Origin of the sequence: Methylorubrum suomiense, assembly GCF_022179765.1 — a bacterium.
GTDB classification, from domain to species: Bacteria; Pseudomonadota; Alphaproteobacteria; order Rhizobiales; family Beijerinckiaceae; genus Methylobacterium; species Methylobacterium suomiense.
On the sequence record NZ_BPRE01000030.1, the window covers coordinates 1 to 17,252 of the forward strand.

Consider the following 17,252-nt stretch of genomic DNA (forward strand, 5'->3'; position numbering starts at 1 on the left):
ATCCTGGTTGGCCACCCCGCCATGGCCGTCGCTGACTTGGACGGTCGTGACGACGCGGGCCACGTCGTCGCGGCCGAGGAAGTCGAGGGCGCCGTCGGCGAGGGCGTAGCTCCAGCCCGCCTCGCCGGCATTGGCGCCGAGGGCGCCAGTCGGCATGGTGAAGCCGGCCTTGAGCGCGGCGACCTGCTCGGCGCTCAGCCAGGCCGTGCGGTCCGCGCCCGACCCGCTCACCACCGACACCGACTGACCCGACAGGCTCGTCGTGAGGGTGTCGCCGGCATCCGTATCGACGAAGCTCAAGGTACCGGTGCGCAGATGCTGTCCGGCCGAACCCTCGACGATCGCCGCGGCGGAAACGGCGCCCGTCATCGTGGGCGCAGCGTTCGGATCCTGAAGGTCGACATTCAGCCAGGCGGTCGCCGTCTGCCCCCAGGCATCGACGATTTTATAGCCGAAGCTGTCGACGGTCCCGGAGGCCACGGCGCCGACGGCGCGGGTATAGGTGTAGCTGCCGTCGGCAGCCATGATCAGCGTGCCATAGAGCCCCTTCAAGACGGAGCCGATCGACAAACCGCCGGCCTCGGACACCGTGGCCGCGTGGCTCGCATGGGAAAGAACGCCATCGGGAGCGGAGACCGCGAGCGAGGAGCCCACGGACTGCTTCGTCGAGAGACTCGTGTTGGCGGCAGTCAGCTTCGGCGCGAGGTCGGCCCGATCGACCAGGATGAAATCGCTCGTCTTCAGATTGATCTTGCCAGCCAGCTCCAGCTTGAAATCGGCCTTCAGATCGCCGTCCGCATCGAGCTCGATCGTCGTCACACCGGAAGACTGCGTGTAGCGCACCTGCCAAGCGTTGCCGGTGAAGCTCTCGTCGCCGAGCCATTGCCAGCTCGTCAATGCCTTCGGGGCTCCCGCTATCGTTGCAAAATCGATTCGATCCTGCCCCTGCTGGAAATCCATGATCCGGTCGAGACCGTCATCCTTGAGCGACGTGTAGACAAAGATATCTTTGCCGCCACCGCCTGTGATGAAATCGCGACCGCCACCGCCGACGATGACATCGTCGCCGGCGCCGCCCTTGATGTAGTTGGAGCCGGTGCCGCCGAGAATATAATCGCCCTTGGACGTACCGTTGATCGCTGCGTTCGCGGACGCGGCTGTGATCTTGTTGAGCGACGAGAGATCGGGCAGGGCGCCGACGGCCTCCGTGCCGGGAGAGACCGGTCGACCGCTCGCATGCATGTTGTCGGAGTAGACCATATCCTTGGGACGCGAGGTCTGCTCGAGCGTCCCATACATGCCATGATCGATGACGTTACCGACGACTTTCACACCGGTCACGGAACCGACAGCGTCCTTGGAATGCGTCAGGGTGGCTCCATCGGAAACCAGAACCGAGTAAGAACCGCCCAGGATCACGTTGTTCTTCACGGTCACGTCGGAAACGTTGCCGCCTTCGCCGGTGATCCGAACGGCGTTGTTGGTCGCGACTTTCGCGTCGGGGGTCGAGCGCCAATCGATGACGTTGTCGGAAATGACGACAGCGCCCGTCGTCATCGGGATCCAGATGCCATCCGAGTGCGCACCGGTCGCGTATCCGGCACCGGCCAGGTAATTGCCCGAGATATTGCCGCTGACGATCGAGATTGCATCCGTCGGCGCGTCGATGAAGGCGCTGTTGGTGATCGTCGTGTTATCGCCACGCGAGTTCAGAAAGACATTGAAGCCCAACCGGTCAACCTTCTGCCCGTCGAAAGTCGCATGGTCGACGGTAAGGTTCTTAGTTCCGGCCACAGCATTGATCGAGTAAGCGCCGACCGAAGCGTCGAATGTCGAGTTCTTGATCGTCACGTCGTCGGCGCGTACGACCACCGCGACACCGCGAAAATCGATTCCGTCGAAGACCGCGCCCGACTTCGTGACGACCAGCGTATTGACGGACTTGTTATAATAGACGCCGTCCGCAGCCGTGAGGGATAGGAAGCTCTTTAGCTGATGATTGGCGAGTGGGTTGCCTAAATCGCTGCTGACGGCTGCGATACCCGTCATGCTGTTGTTCGCGACGATCTGCGAGATATCGCTGGCGATTTTCATGACTATACTCTACTCGCCACCCAACAGGGCAGCACATGTGTTGATCATGCTCCCAACATAATAGTGGTCCTATAAGCCCCCGTTCGACGGAATGCTCAAATTTTACGGACCTCGCACGTTTACATGGAAACCGAGCGTGCATGGGGCTCATCCCCGAATATGATTCAGACCGATGTCCGCCCGCGATAGAGGTGCAATCCGCCGCGAACCTGCTCTGCCGCGCCGAATACGGTCAGCGAACGCTGACTTCGGGAGTCTTGGTTAGGGGAGAAATATCGAGGACGTCGCGCGCAAAGCTCTCGACCAAAATGTCGTTACCGTAACCGCTCAAGTGGTCAGTGTCGTAGAAGAGAGGCTGCCCGCCTTCGATACCGGAGCAGGTGTCCGACCGACAGAGGAGCGGGAACGGGTCCCATATTGCTGTGCGAGATTGCTCCGCCACAAGCGATTGCAATTTGCGGAGAAGTGGCTCGCGCATGGATAAAAGCTCGCTCTTATCAAAAGCAGGCGGAGCGAGGCTGCAATAGGCACTGGTAATGGTCCAAGGGTCCGAACAGCGAAACGGTGCAGTTTTCAGGAGCGGCTTCGGTGCCTCGAACACAATATGCGCACCGGTCTGGAGGAGTTGGCTCAGCACCGGCGGCCATAAGGACGGCATTCCCTCATCCGAAGCAACATTCCTCACGGCGTCAGGAGCATTGCGGAAGGTCGTGCGATATCGTGGGAGATAAAGGGCGGTGATAAAAATCCGGTCTTGGGGCCGAGCCTCTTTCTGCAATCGAGCCAGGACGGCCGACCGAAAATTTCGACAAGCTGGGTCGGCGTTGTCTACGACGTTGGGGAGTGTTCGACATCCCGCTTTGGTCATCACGACGACAGAAACACCGTAACGGGCAGCCAATCGCTGACCGAGGCGGAAATACGCACCTGCGTGCGAATCACCGGCGATGAACAGCCGCGGACGACCCTCTTCTCCGATACATCCGGACGGCGCGATCGTGATGAAACGCCCGCCATGCGTCCAGACGGTTGAGCTTGCGGTGTCGCAATCGCCCGACGCGGCTGAGGGAATCGCCGTGGTGCGCCACACCGTGCGGTCGGCCGTGATGGACAATGCGAGCCGTGGGGCAAGAAGCATCAGCGTACCTACGATGGCAACGGATCCACCGAGCATCAAGGCTGCCCCCGCGAGCAGGGAGGCTGCACGGAACGATCTTTGCCGTGCCCAGGATCTGATCGGACGTTCGACAAGATAATGCGTCGTTGCGGCGAGCGCGAACGTGACGACGAACGTCAGCATGATGCCGAGAAAAGGGTCAGCCGGCCCGAACCAGCGGATCGCCACGACCACGACCCAATGCCACAAGTAGAGTGGATAGGAAATTTGGCCGACCCAAACGACCGGGTACCAGGACAGGAACCGACCGGCGGCACCACCATTCCCCGTAGCGATCAAGCCGATCAGTATGACCGCAGCGAGAGCAGGCGCCAGGGCCGAGGGAAACGGAAACAACGCCTCATCGAGCCCCAACAAGGAATAACCGAGAAGGCCCAAAGCCGCGCCCGTGACGACGGCGGATAGATGCCGATGGTGGAGCAGGATTCGGAATGCTGGGACGTAACTGAGGAACAGGAGCACACCAAGGCCGAACTCCCAAAACCGTGTAACGACGAGATAAAATCCTGCCGCTCCGTTGCCGACGAAACCCAGTGTTGCAAAAGAAAGAATCGTGCCCGCGACGAGAATTACAACTCCTGTTCGAGATCGTAACACTCGATGAGAAAATATCAGCACTGCAATCGAAGGAAATATTAGATAAAATTGCTCCTCAACACCAAGGGACCATGTATGAGTGAATAAATTGAACTGTGCGATATCCGAAAAATAGTCCCCCGATATGCTGTAAAGCAGCACATTGCTGATACCCAAGAGGGATGCGATCCCGGTCGGCAGTACATAATTTGTATCAGGAACAGAAGGTAGCAATATTGCAGCAAAAAATGCGGTCGACGAGACCACAAAGGCAAGAACCGGATAAATTCGAAAAAAACGGCGCTTATAAAAATCAAAAAGGAATGAGGAAAACGCTCCACAAGTTTCTTTGCTGACTGAGCGAGCGACGACAAAACCGGAAATTACAAAGAAAATGTCTACGCCGACGAATCCGCTGGGACAGAACCTTGGGTTCACATGGTAGAGGATGACAGAGCCGACGGCCACGGCTCGCAATCCATCGATACCAGGGATGTAGCCGCCTCGCGCAGGCAAGTCTCACGTTCCGAAACGGTCATGGTGGCGGAAGACAGCAATCACTGCTGAAGCGAAATTAACGCAGTTTATGTCGCAATCGCCTGGCGACCGCAATCGGACGCTAGCTCACATAAGCGGCAATCGCTCAATCCAAGAAAATTCGGATGCACAATATCAGAAATTCAAACCGACAACTATCTGCCCTGAAAATCATCTCAAAATATCATGTTCCATCAACATAATTATCGATTATTATTGGCTAAATGAAATATTTCAACTTACAATTTGCTAATCATATTGATGTTATAGCGAAATATACTTACTGCCACTGCTCGCGGTGACGCACGAGCACGCGCACTATGCAAGATATGTAATTCGTTCGAGCCATACCTCAGTCGTTGGACCGAAGATGGCTTGTCTGAATAGCGGTCAGTGACGGCGATCGAGCCCCTACCAAGCCATGCGTTTCCAGATTTTCCACCGTCGCGTCACCCTATCGACGATGCGTTCCGGCCGCGTGCGATGGCGGTCACCATACCAAGGCATGAGCTGCAGGCCATCGTCCCCGCGATGATAGTAATAGTTCGGCACGGGGTGGAAGTTGCGCATCCGGAGATGGAACACTTCGCACTGGCTCGAAGCCTGCGGCGGAACGATCCAACGCCAATCGGCAGCGACGCGACGCCCCTGTGCCTGCTCGCGTCGATGAAACTCCATGTACTGGTCGCTCGCGGCATGATGATCGACCATCGTCACGCCTGCCTGCCGGAAGGAGTGGAGAACGGCGCGGTTGAGTTCGGTGAGGGCAGTGTCCCTCCAGAGGCGCGCGCCCGAGGGCGCCGGATCGAGACCGAATGCGCGGGCGATGTCAGGGAGGAGGTTGTAGCGCTTCACATCGACGAGGTTCCGTGAGGCGATCTCCGTGCACATGTAGAAGCCGTTGAATGGCGCGCAGGGATAATCGATACCGCCGATCGTCAGGATCATCCCACTGACACAGGGTACCGCGTACCAACGCAGGGCCATCTCCGCGAGCGCCGCATGAGCGGGATGCAGGATCGGAATCTCCCGCACGGATCCTGTCGGCAGCGAGAAGAGTGCACGGCGGTCGGCGGCATCCCGGATCAGGAACGGAAGCAGGTCGAAGCGTGTCGGATCCCCCGGGGGGCGCCAACCGAGCGACCGCGCGATCCGGGTTGCCTCGACGTTCTGGCGATCGCCGAGAACGGAGCCGTCGGCCATGGCATGTCCGGCATATTGTGTGATCTGTTGGCTCTCGACATAGGCTGGGAAGCGTTGCCTTTCGATCGGCGCGAAGACCGAAATGATCGAGCGCACCCGCCCATCGCCGAGCGCCTCGGTCATATGATCGGCGATCCGGGCGGCCATTGCCTCGGGCTCGGTCGCATGGCGGCAATCGGCGACCTCGAGACTTTCCCAGAACAGCCGCCCGATGCAGCGGGCATGATTGCGCCATGCGAGGCGGGCTCCGAAAGCCAGTTCGTCGGGTGTGTGCTCATAGTGGCCTGAGCGGGAAAGGCTGCGGCGAACGTCCGCCCAGCGTCGGGCGAAGGCGGAACGCGTACCTCCCGTCGCTTCTCCGTGAAGCTGCAGGAAGGCTCGCGCCTCCTCACGAATCTCCAGTGAAGAAAGGTGACGCCGGCGGCGTTCGAGCGGATTGCTGCCCGTTGCGTAACCGTTCTTGACGAGTCCGAGGCGCGCCAATTTTCGAAGCGCGAAGCGTTCGGCCATTACATCAAGCCATCGAACTGGCGCGCACTGTCTCTCAGACGGCGTCGGTTGATCTCGTAGACCGCTGCGAGCGCCCGCGCTTTGGCACGCCGGTACCCGCGGTGAGCCATTGCGGGATTACGATACTCGGCCCGTGCTTGACGCTCGCGAAGAAATCGCACCAGCACCGCGTCCGTTGACGTACCCCGCGCCATCACGGCGTTGAAGATCGGGGTATCCTGGAGAAGCGAAAAGTCGTTGAATCGCACACGATCCAAGTAACGACTGTGGGTCTCGAGGAAGTCGGCTGTCGCCTCCATATCCTCGTCTGTCTCGCCAGGGAATCCCTTGAACATCGTACAACGGATCGAAAGCCCAGCCTCGTGGGCATGGCGGATGAAAGCGGCGTTGCCCTCTACCGAGGAGCCCTTTCGCATCAGGTCGAGAAGACGCTGGCTGCCGCTTTCGAGTCCGAAGCTGATCCGCCGCATGCCGCCGGCGACCGCTGCCTGAAGATCCCTTCGAGAAAGTCCATTGTCACGTCGCTGGTCGACATGGACCGTGCCGATCCACTCCGCGCCCTGTACGTATCGCCCCACATTCTCGGCGATACCGCGGATCATGTCCGGATAAGAGTTGAGCTTGAGGTCCAGGAACAGAAAGCTGGCCACATTGTGCCGACGGGCCTGCTCTTGCATTTCCAACAGAACCGACTCGACAGAGCGTGTACGAAAGGTACGGCCGCTGACGGAAACGACGTCCGAGCAGAAGGCGCATTTGTCCCATTGGCACCCACGCCCCGTCATCAAGGGCATGATTCGAACGGGGTACCGGTCCCAGGGAAAGTCGGTGAAGTCGGGCATCGGCGTCGCATCGAGATCGCGCAATGGCCTCGCAGCGCTCGATCGCGTTCCGTCCGGTAGAGTGATACCCGGATACCGGGTGAGATCGCCCCCATCGCAAACTGTATCGACGATATCGGGGACGGACAGATCGGATTCGGCCCCGACGATCCCGACGATCCCCTCAAGGCTACGCCACGCATCGGCCACGCCCGTCACGTTGAACATCGGGCCGCCGAGCAGCACCGGAATGCCGTGGGCAGCCGCAATCCGCCCGATGTCCCGCACCGAATTGAAATGCTGCAGGTAGGCAGACAATAGGATGATGTCGGGTCTGCGACCGAGCGCCCGCTCGACCTCCCGCAGGACTGTCGGGTGTGACCGTTCGCGCGACCACGAATGGACAGCCCGCAGACTGTCGCGCACGTTCAGAAAAGGCTGCCAATCCGAGAGATGGATCCGGCGCTGCACATGATCGGCCAAAGTCTCGCGCCGCTCGCGCTGTACGGCCGGTACATCGTAGGCAAGCGGGCAGATCACCTCGACTTCGTCGCCCCGGTTTCGAAGCGCAGCCACAATGAGCCCCACGGCCAGCGTCGGAAAGCTGGCGAAGTTGTTGAGATCAACCAGAAGCACCCTGCGACTCGACACGGGGCGAATGGCGATAGCGGCGGACGTGGACGGGGCCGCGGAACGTGCACTTCTCACCGCACGTGGAACGCGCCTGATCTCGCTCATGACACAGAGCCTTATTCCGTGCATCCGCTTCAATCGAAGCGATTCAATAAAGCAGACAGTCAGAAGCCCAGGTCAACCGAATCCAACAATAAAGATTGTGAATCGGGGCGCACGCAAAAAAATCTCAGCCCCTAATGAGTCGCCGTCGAGGCTCACAATTCTCCCCGAAGCTATCGCAATACGATTGCTATTTTGCGCGGAAACTAAATTTAAACAGTTTATAACATCGCAGAGTATATAACCGCGATTTTGGAGATATAAAAAAACAATCAGGGAATTTTCAGGCTCGCAAAATTGCTTCAATAGACTGAGAGTCTCATCCAGATTCGGACGACATATGAATGTGAACTCTCCGTCGGTGAGCGGCTCACCGTCCCCAGATGGGGCGTATTCCGGGCAGCTACCGAACCGAATTGGGATCGGTTCTGAAATGCCTCACATCAGGGAGATATGGCACGTCGCTCATCGAGCGATGGCTTGGCAAGGCCAATTTGAGAAGAAACCGCAGGGCTCAGACTCAAGCGATGTCGCAGTGCTACCGATTATGGCGAACACGTTGCCCACCATTGTCCGCATGAACCGCGTACGGAGCTTCAGAATACGCGACGCAAAGCTCAGCGAACTGAGCGAAGGTCTCTGTCGTGAGAGTGTCCTGCGGGTACGAGGAGTGCTCTTAAATGCTGAAGACACCAAAGCACGAGCAGAGCGGGATCACACCAACTTCCAGTATCCGGAACGTCCCGAGCTCGTAGCGGGCCGAAGACACCGTACAATGAATCCGAAGTCAGCGTAGTTGAATCTTATTCCTCGCGGTCGTCGCATCTCCCGCTGTCCTGAACATCGGAGCGACATTGTCGCGAACAATCACGCCGCTTGAGGGCCTTCCCTCTTTCGAGGCGCGGACTTCGATCCAGACCCGCCTTGTCGGATCGATCGTCGCAACCGTGTTCCCCTCCACAACGATGTCATCGACTCCGTAGATCGCAATCGCATTCCAATGGTTCAGGCGAAGCGAATTGTTGGTCACTCGCATATTCCGCCACCGGCCATCGAACACCACGATGCCTTGCATGTAGTCTCCGGGACCGGCAAATTCGATCGTATTGCCGTCGATCAATATATTGCTGAATAAGCCGCCATTCGGGGCTGGGAAACCTTGGATACCATCCGCGTGAAGCTGCTCGGCAGGCGTATGATGCCCACCGCGAATTCGATTTGATTGGATGCGTATATCGTTGGCACCAAACTCGATCGCATCGTTTCCGAACGACTCAAAACTGCATCCCTTCACGGCGCTTCCATCACCGCCGAGATAAAGGCAATTACGGAGATTGAAAAAGCGACAGTCACTGACGCTGACATTGCGGCCGCGGACGAACAGCCCAACGCCGTAGGGTCTGTCAATCCAATCCTGCGGGCCCCAGGTCGTTGAGCTTTCCTCCGTGGAGAAGTTGCATCGCTCGAATGAGAGGCCTTTGGAGGATGGATCAACGATAACAAGGCCTGGGATTGTGGGGCTGGCGCGGACCCCGCGAAAGGTCAATTGCTGGAACGACAAGCCCTCGCAGCCGCGAATGGACGTCGCGTCGATCACGGTGTCGGCTTCGCCAATGATCTCCGTTGGCAACCCGCGAAGCCCCTGCAAGGTCATCGGGCCGTACTGTCCGGCCCCGAGACGAATTCGTCTCGCACCATCGCGGACAGCCTTTTGAATAGCGGCACCAAGGCTTCCGGGCTGCCCCGGTCGCAGAACTATCTCCTCGGCAGCATCTACAGAGGCGGATCCCCCCAAGCAAACGACGGCGCCGAGAGCGATGAACACTTGACGGCGAGTCGGGGCGGGAAATCGAGCATTCATTGAGGTTACGTCCCGTGAGGCTGCCAAACTATGTGACAACCTTACACGAGCGTCTAGGTGCCTGCTTAACGGCCGCTCTCTTATCCGGCGAAACCGCGGCGTTTTCGCGAAGCACCGGAAGCTGTGCCCACCGCATTTCCCCCAGCCATAGCTGTACTGACCCGAACGCCGCCGTTGAGGTCAACCCAGTAGCGGGGGCGTTCCGCTGATTGGCGCTTGAGCCACGAGTAATTCAGAGCCGTCCAGGGCAGAACGCTGCCCTGCAAATTGTCGAGCACGTAATCGCCGGCATCCGTCCGCACCGTCAGCACCAGATGGCCCTGGCCAGCGCGCGTCATAACGATCGCGAGAGAAAGGGCAGAGGCTGGATAACCAAGCCGCGACAGTTCGTCACGCTTCTGCACAGCGTAGTCGTTGCAATTCCCGCTACGCGTCTCAAGCGACCAGTTGTCACCACCTTTCGATGCGTCCGGAGCAATGCGAGAATTGACTGCTTTGTTCACGGCACGCATTTCAGCCAACCGACTTTCGGTCAATTGGATGACCCTGCCTCCGTTGCTGCTGTCCAAACATTGATTTTGATACCGCATACAGAACGCTACGAACGCCATGGGTGCGATCGTCGTGTCACCCTCGGGGAGGAACATTGCGCCGGACGAGCCATGCCCGCCGCGCTCAGTCGCCGCTGCAGCCCCCATCGAAACGAATAGGGCCGCTAGGACGAAGGCTAAACCTGTCGAAGGTTTCACGGTGGTCTCCCTGTCAATTGGGGAGACCATAAGGTGCTCGTCCTAAGCCTAGCTTAATTGCGCACCTGAGGCGGTGCGCACATGATGGATAACATCCGGTATCCCAGTCACCTTTCATTCGCGGCAATCTGGGAAGAGTGCAGCCCCGAGGGCCGGCACGATCAAACGTGAAGCGGTTTCAGGGCGGGGATGGCTGCCATCCGGCAGTGCCGAAGCAAGCTCGCTCAGCGAGAGCTTTTTCCAGGCCGGGCGATGGTCGACAAACATCAGGCCTTCTGACTCTGCAACGCGGGCATTGATGTCGTAGTAGCGGTCCAAGAATGGCCTGATGATCCCGCGCAGACCGATCACTGGATTCATGGCCATGAGGACGATGCGCGGGGGAGGGGAGCCCGATTGCAAAACAGCGACAATTCTACGGAGATTGGATTCGCTCGTCGATGGCAGCATGAATCGGTTCAAGGCCGCATCGTTCACCGCGAATTCGACCAGCACTATGTCCGGACGTTGGGCGACAACGTCCGCTACCGCTTCAAGGGCCCATCGTGAGCTCGCACCGACACGCGCAATCGTCTCCACCGTGACGGCACGTCCGCCACAACGCTCTAGCGTCTGAGCGAGGGCGTCCTGCCAACCGCCGCGCGCCGTGAGACTCGTTCCAAAGGCCACGACACGTAACGGAGCATCCTTCGCCAAAGTCGCTTCTGAGACGAGCATCATCACAAAAACAATCAAAAGATGCAAATTGCAGAGGAGGTTCAATATTTTGCGCACACCGTGGCCCTATCCCGGCAGCGGCACATCCGCCCCGCGGTAAAATTCAAAGGCTGGCGGATGAGACCATTCCCGCTCAGGTGCATTTTAGCAGCTCGGCCCTACCGCGGCCATTTGTGCACCGCACTAAGTAGTAAAAAGCAACAGCAAATCGACGCCGAATTTACAACTTAAGGTATGATATAGATCTTATCAACTATCTGTGATTTTACCCAGTCGACACGGAAAGTGTGACAAGCCTACCACAAGTCAAGTTCTGACCTCACCGGCCGCGCTCTTCCGGCAAACATAAGTCCTGATCCTGAGCGCTTACAGGGCAAGTTGTCTTCCTAAGCCAATCGACAAATCGTCGAGAGTACGCCAGTGGTCTCCCCAATTCGAATTGCAGGGAGAATCCGCGTCCAAATTTATCAAACTAAACAAATATAGCAGACGGTCACAAGCCACAAGTAAGCTAGATGATTTTCAAATTATAGGCAGCATAAAACTTTGTGACAGGTTCGCTTCATAGAACTAGGTGAATATTCGCCCGATGAGCAAATCATAAGCTGAGGGTATGGATACAACCAATACATTAATATGGCAAAGTGCTCAAATTACTGGACGTGCGGATAGCGTGCAAATTAGACACAATAAATGCGATAAGCTGTTAACCAATCAGAAGTGCGCTGCAGCGCCTCTCGACGCAACCGCGAGATAATGTTAAGAGTTTGTAAAATTCGGCGATGCCTACGAGGCCCGCCGCCCGTTAGGTCTTGCGACAGAGCGACATGGCGAACTCGGCACCGACGATCAGCGGCAGCGTATCTGCGGGAATCAAGGAGGGGACAGCCTCATCCTATCTCCGTACGGGCAGCCTCAATTTCGCTGACTCCGACACTGGCGATACGCTCACCGTTGGACTCGCAAGCCAAACGATCGTTTACCGATCGAGCGACGGGACTGACCTCACGTCATCCCTGACGAGCGCTCAGACGGCCGCATTTCTGCAGGCGTTCTCGATCCCCGGGGGCTCGCTGGGCCGCAATTCCGGATCGCAGACGTGGAGCTACGCGCTCAGCGAAGGGAACCTCGATTTTCTAGCGGCTGGCCAGACCGTCACGGTAACGTCGACGGTTCAGGTCAGTGACGGCAACGGCGGATCAGCGACGAAGGACGTCGTTGTAACGGTGACGGGAACGAATGATGCGCCTAAAATCGTAGCCGTTGCGCCTGGTGATTCTTCGATCTCCGCGTCTGTCACCGAAGCCCCCAATACGGTCGCCAGCACGGCCGTAACGACACGCGCTGGCAGCATTGCCTTTGCCGATGTCGATCTCGCCGATACCCATACCGTTCAAGTGGCGGCAAAGGCAGGAGGTTACGCGGGTACCCTCACGGCTGTCGTGGGAACCGATACGACAGGAGGAAAGCCCGGCCGAGTCGACTGGACTTATTCCGTCGCCGACAAAGCCCTCGATTATTTGGCCGCCGGCCAGCAGGCCACTCAGGTTTATACAGTCACCGTGCAAGACGGCAAGGGTGGCGTCGTCAAACAAGACGTAACTATTACCCTTATTGGCTCCAACGACGCGCCAACTGTGTCGGGCGGCAGTTCCGGCGCTATTTCCGAGGGAACTGCGGGCTCTTACACCAAGACGGGAACGCTGCAATACTCGGACGTAGACTTGGCCGATCGGCTTACATCTGGGATTACGAGCCAGACGATCCAATGGAAAACTTCTACCGGTATTGACCTCACCTCGAAACTCACGGCCGACCAAGCCTCTGCTATTTACAAGGCTTTTTCCATTCCGCTTGGTGACCTCGGCACCAATAAAGGCTCTGCCTCGTGGTCTTTCGCAATCAATGACAGCGCTATCGACTTCCTTGGTCGTTTGGATGTCTTAACACTGACCACGAATGTCCAATTCAGCGACAACAAGGGCGGGACTGCAACTAAGCCAATCACAATCACGATTTACGGCGTCAACGACACGCCGACAGTCGAAGCACTGAGCGTCGGCGATGCGAAGGTCACCGCCAACGTTGTGGAGGCCACAAACGTCACCGGATCGGCGTCGACGTCTTCGGCTCGGGGAAGCTTCTCTTTCACCGATCTTGACGTGAATGACGTCCACACGATCAGTGTGAAGGCATCCGCAACAGGTTATCTCGGCACGTTCACGCCGATCCTCTCCTACGATACCACCGGTGGCCAGCCGGGGACGATCGATTGGAGCTTTTCTGTCGCCGACAAGGCGCTGGATTATCTCGCAGTTGGGCAGCAACTCACCCAGGTCTACGCCGTCACAATTACGGACGGCAAAGGCGGCTCCGTCACGCAGAACGTCACCGTCAATCTGACGGGGGTGGATGACGCACCGATCCTAACGGGCATCGCCGCGAGCGCGATGATCTACGAGCCTCTCGCGGCCGCTACCGGGAGCACCCCGATCAATCGCGGGGGCACGATCACGGTTGCCGACCCCGATCAGACGGATCACCTGTCCATCAGCGTCGGATCGTATCAGATCCGCTACTTGGACGCTCAGGGTAAGGATCTCTCGGCAGCGTCCTACGATTCGCTCACCGACACTCAGCGCGCAGCAGTCGATCAAGCCAGCAAGCTCGGCCAGTACCTCAAAATCTCGCAAACAACATCCGGTGCCACGGGGGTAATCGGTTGGAATTACGCGATTGATCCTGCGAAGCTGAATTTTCTCGGCGCGGGTGAGACCGTCACGGTGACCTCGAACGTCTCCGTGCAAGACCTTGACGCATCGGGTTCGCCAACCGGCGCCGCCGTCTTGAAGCCGATCAGTGTTACGCTGGTGGGTTCCGAGGCCGCCACTTCGGTCAAATCGTACCTCACGTCGATCGTCGATAAATCCTATCTCTCCACCGTCGCGAGCGGCTTTACCGTCGGCAATCAGATTCCCGTCGGGTCCCTCGGCTCTTGGTCGTCGTTGACGGCGCAGGATGGCGTTGTCTTCCGTGCACCCATTTTCATCGAAGTCACCCAGAACGGCGCAACGTTCGATGGTATCGATTTTCGTGGCAAGCAGGTCATCGTAAAAGCCGACAACGTCACATTCACAAACTGCTATTTCGACACATCGGGCTTGGTCGGACAAAGCCCGCTCACCGTTGCGGCCGGCGTATCGAACACGGTCGTCGATCACTCGACTTTCGACGGGTTGAAGCGCGACTATTCCGTGCCAAACCTGATCTCGTCGAGCGGGATCAATACGACCCTGTCGAATAACACGTTTTTAAATGCGCCGGTCGATGGCATCTACATCGAGAATGGAAAAGTCGTCGGCAACTATTTCTCAGGTGGCGCCTACTTTGCCCCGGGCCATTCGGATGCGATTTGGATCGGCAAGACAACAGGATCGGTACTCATCGAAAATAACGTCATCGACTGGCGCAATCCAGACGATGCACGGACCTATACGAACAACGCCATTCGCATATCCGGCGAAATGGGAAACGTTGATGATGTAACCATCCGAGACAATGTCCTCATTGGTGGCAACCATACGATTACTGTTACCGCCGGTGCGACCTGGACACACACTGCTGATCAGGTCGGCACGATCACCAACGTCCGGATCTATGACAACGTCATCGATTTAGGCACCATCGGCTCCATCGATCCGGCCGATCGACCGGCCGATCTCTACATCGGCAACAATTCTGCGCTCGCTGGGTCTGGGCTTCGGTTTGGTTCCGAAGCGGTTGGTTCCATGCCGAACCTTGCTGCAATGAGTGTTGTCAGCGGCGGCGCGATGCCATCGACCATCACGGCGACGGCGGCCTCTTACGTCCTCGGCGGGATCGGTTCCGACGTGCTCAATGCTGCGTCGAGCGGCAGCAACGTCATTCAAGGCGGCCTCGGTCGCGATTTCATCACCGGCGGGCCTGGGACCAACACCTTTCTCTACAAGTCGACCGGCGATGGTGCCGACTGGATTAAGGTCTTCAATGACGCAACCGACAAAATTGATTTGTCCTCGCTCGTAGAGCTCGAAAGCAAACATCTATCTGCGTCCGATTGGCTTTGGCTCGACACGGCTTCTTTCACGGGGCGCGCGTTCCAGATCAATGCGGTTTACAACGCCACCCTCGACCGCACGGTGATCGGGGTCGACATTAACGGCGACATTAAAGCGGATCTGCAAATTCAGCTGTCCGGCCGCCACACGCTGACGCAATCCAATTTTGTGCTTGAGCATCTTGACAAGCCCGCAAGCATTCTTGGTTCGCTGTGGTCGGGTGCCGGCTTCGACCTTGGCACCAATACGCTGACGATCCCATTCAAGCTCGCCGATGCCCCCCTTGTGGTACGGGACGGGGTCGTCGCGCTTCAGGACACCGATGGCACGCTCCTGCCACTGGACGGCATGGGAACGTACAAGTTTCTCGACCAGACGGTCGTCCAGAACGACGGCTCAGCGCTCGTCGATGATCTCTGGTACGTCGCGTTGCAGCGTGGGGATCTGCGAAACGGTCTGGATGCGGAAACCCACTACGAACAGACGGGCTGGCAAGCAGGATACGATCCGAACCCGTATTTCTCGACCTCCGGCTATCTCGCGTCTCATCCTGATATCGCGGCAGCTGGTATCAATCCGTTGGAACACTGGTCCGAGGTCGGTTGGAAGCTCGGTTTCGATCCGAGCGCATCCTTCGACGTCAAAAGTTATCTGCTACGCTACCCTGCTGTCGCGGCTTCAGGTGTCGATCCGCTGACCGATTACCTCACCGTCGGCAAATCAGCCGGACGTGTCGCTTACGGTGCGATCGGAGACGACGTTGCCGCGACCGGCTTCGATGCGCAGTATTATGTGCTTGCCCACCCGGACGTCGCGTCGAGCGGCATGGACCCCTATACGCATTACCTCACGGTCGGCTGGCAGAACGGATACAACCCGAACGCCTTTTTCAACGTTTCAGGTTATCTCGCCGCTTATCCGGACGTCGCTGCTGCAGGCACCGATCCGCTGCAGGACTACATCAACGGAGGATGGCAGGCTGGACGTATCCCCAGCGCTGATTTCGACGGCGCTCTGTATCTGACGATGAACCCTGACGTCGCGGCAGCGGGCCTCAATCCGCTCGTGCATTTCCTGCAGATCGGAGCCAATGAAGGTCGCGTCGCCTTCTCGGTCGGGACTGTGTCGGGCGATGTCGCACCGGCAGGCACAAACGACGCCGTCGTCGTCCTTTCGTCGGCAGTCAGCGTCGATGCAAGTTCTGGTGTCTTGGCCAACGACACCGATGCAAACGGTGATGCGCTCTCGGTTCTGGCAGTTCAGCACGACGGCTTCGGTGTCGGTCAGGCCGTACAGGGCCGATACGGTGAACTGACACTCGCGAAGGATGGGTCATACACCTATCAGGCGAACAATCTCAGTGGCCCCGTCGGGACGCCACTCTATGACACGTTCAATTATGTTGTAACCGACGGTCGCGGCGCAAACTCGAGCGCGGTCCTCACCCTGCGGGTCGATCGCCTTGGTACGGCCAGCGACGATGCGCGCGACCTCGCGCTCCACATCGGCGAAGCTAGCTCGGCGGATGCGAGTGCGGGCGTACTCGCCAACGACAGCGACCCGGATGGGGTGCTGAGCGTGGTGGATGTCAACGGGGCAGCCGTCGGTTCATCGATCCAAGGTCTCTACGGCACGCTGACGATGTCGGCGGACGGAAGTTATACCTACTCTCGCACAGCCGAAATCTTGCCAGCGGACGCGAAGGAGAGCTTCCGTTACTCGGTGACCGACGGCAGTGGGCAACTGAATGCGGCCTGGCTGACCATCGCGGTGACCGAGCCGCCAGTGGTCAATCTCTTCACGCCGACCATTTCGGGTACGACCGAGGGCGCCCTCATCGAAGGCGACACCACGGTCGTCACGACCGGAGGCAAGCTCTCCTTCTCAGATGGCGACATGTGGGACCGGCTCACGACGAGCCTATCGGGTCAGTCGGTGTCGGTGGTGAGCGGGTCGGGCGTGGACCGCACGGCCTGGCTGAGCGCCGAGCAGGTCGCCGCGCTCAAGGCCGGCTTCACCATGCCGACCGGCGCCCTCGGCGCCAATGCCGGCGAGGCGGGCTGGAGCTACGCCCTCGCCGACGGCGCCCTCGACTTCCTCGGCCGCGACGACGTGGCCCGCGTCGTCACGACCGTAAAGGTCAGCGACGGCCATGGCGGGGTGGCCAACCAGGAC

At 58.5% G+C, this 17,252-nt stretch carries 8 protein-coding genes; 1 reads left to right on the plus strand and 7 read right to left on the minus strand.

Features of this window, described 5'->3' with window-relative positions; all coding sequences use genetic code 11:
• The 7 genes from MFF26_RS25990 to MFF26_RS26020 form a co-directional block, all read right to left on the minus strand.
• A partial coding sequence (locus tag MFF26_RS25990; RefSeq protein ID WP_238308930.1) for a M10 family metallopeptidase C-terminal domain-containing protein occupies nt 1–2,094 on the minus strand: 2,094 nt, incomplete at its 3' end.
• Between the two features lie 232 nt (nt 2,095–2,326).
• Nucleotides 2,327–4,363, minus strand: a complete 2,037-nt coding sequence (locus MFF26_RS25995; RefSeq protein ID WP_137831586.1) for an acyltransferase family protein — start codon at nt 4,361–4,363, stop codon at nt 2,327–2,329.
• 432 nt (nt 4,364–4,795) lie between these two features.
• Entirely contained in the window at nt 4,796–6,097 is a 1,302-nt protein-coding gene (locus MFF26_RS26000) for a nitric oxide synthase oxygenase (protein ID WP_137831587.1), read from the minus strand.
• Nucleotides 6,097–7,554 (minus strand): B12-binding domain-containing radical SAM protein, encoded by a 1,458-nt coding sequence (locus tag MFF26_RS26005; RefSeq protein WP_171015600.1) that lies wholly within the window; start codon nt 7,552–7,554, stop codon nt 6,097–6,099. The genes MFF26_RS26000 and MFF26_RS26005 overlap by 1 nt, the downstream gene beginning before the upstream one ends.
• A gap of 886 nt (nt 7,555–8,440) precedes the next feature.
• Nucleotides 8,441–9,307, minus strand: coding sequence for a right-handed parallel beta-helix repeat-containing protein (locus MFF26_RS26010; protein ID WP_171015601.1), 867 nt, complete (start codon nt 9,305–9,307; stop codon nt 8,441–8,443).
• Between the two features lie 287 nt (nt 9,308–9,594).
• Entirely contained in the window at nt 9,595–10,263 is a 669-nt protein-coding gene (locus MFF26_RS26015) for a transglutaminase-like cysteine peptidase (protein WP_171015602.1), read from the minus strand.
• A 114-nt stretch (nt 10,264–10,377) separates the two neighbouring features.
• Nucleotides 10,378–11,037, minus strand: a complete 660-nt coding sequence (locus MFF26_RS26020; protein WP_238308931.1) for an SGNH/GDSL hydrolase family protein — start codon at nt 11,035–11,037, stop codon at nt 10,378–10,380.
• Between the two features lie 770 nt (nt 11,038–11,807).
• On the opposite strand from MFF26_RS26020, the gene MFF26_RS26025 reads away from it, so the two are divergent.
• The coding region (locus MFF26_RS26025) for a beta strand repeat-containing protein (protein WP_238308932.1) at nt 11,808–17,252 on the plus strand (5,445 nt) is incomplete at its 3' end.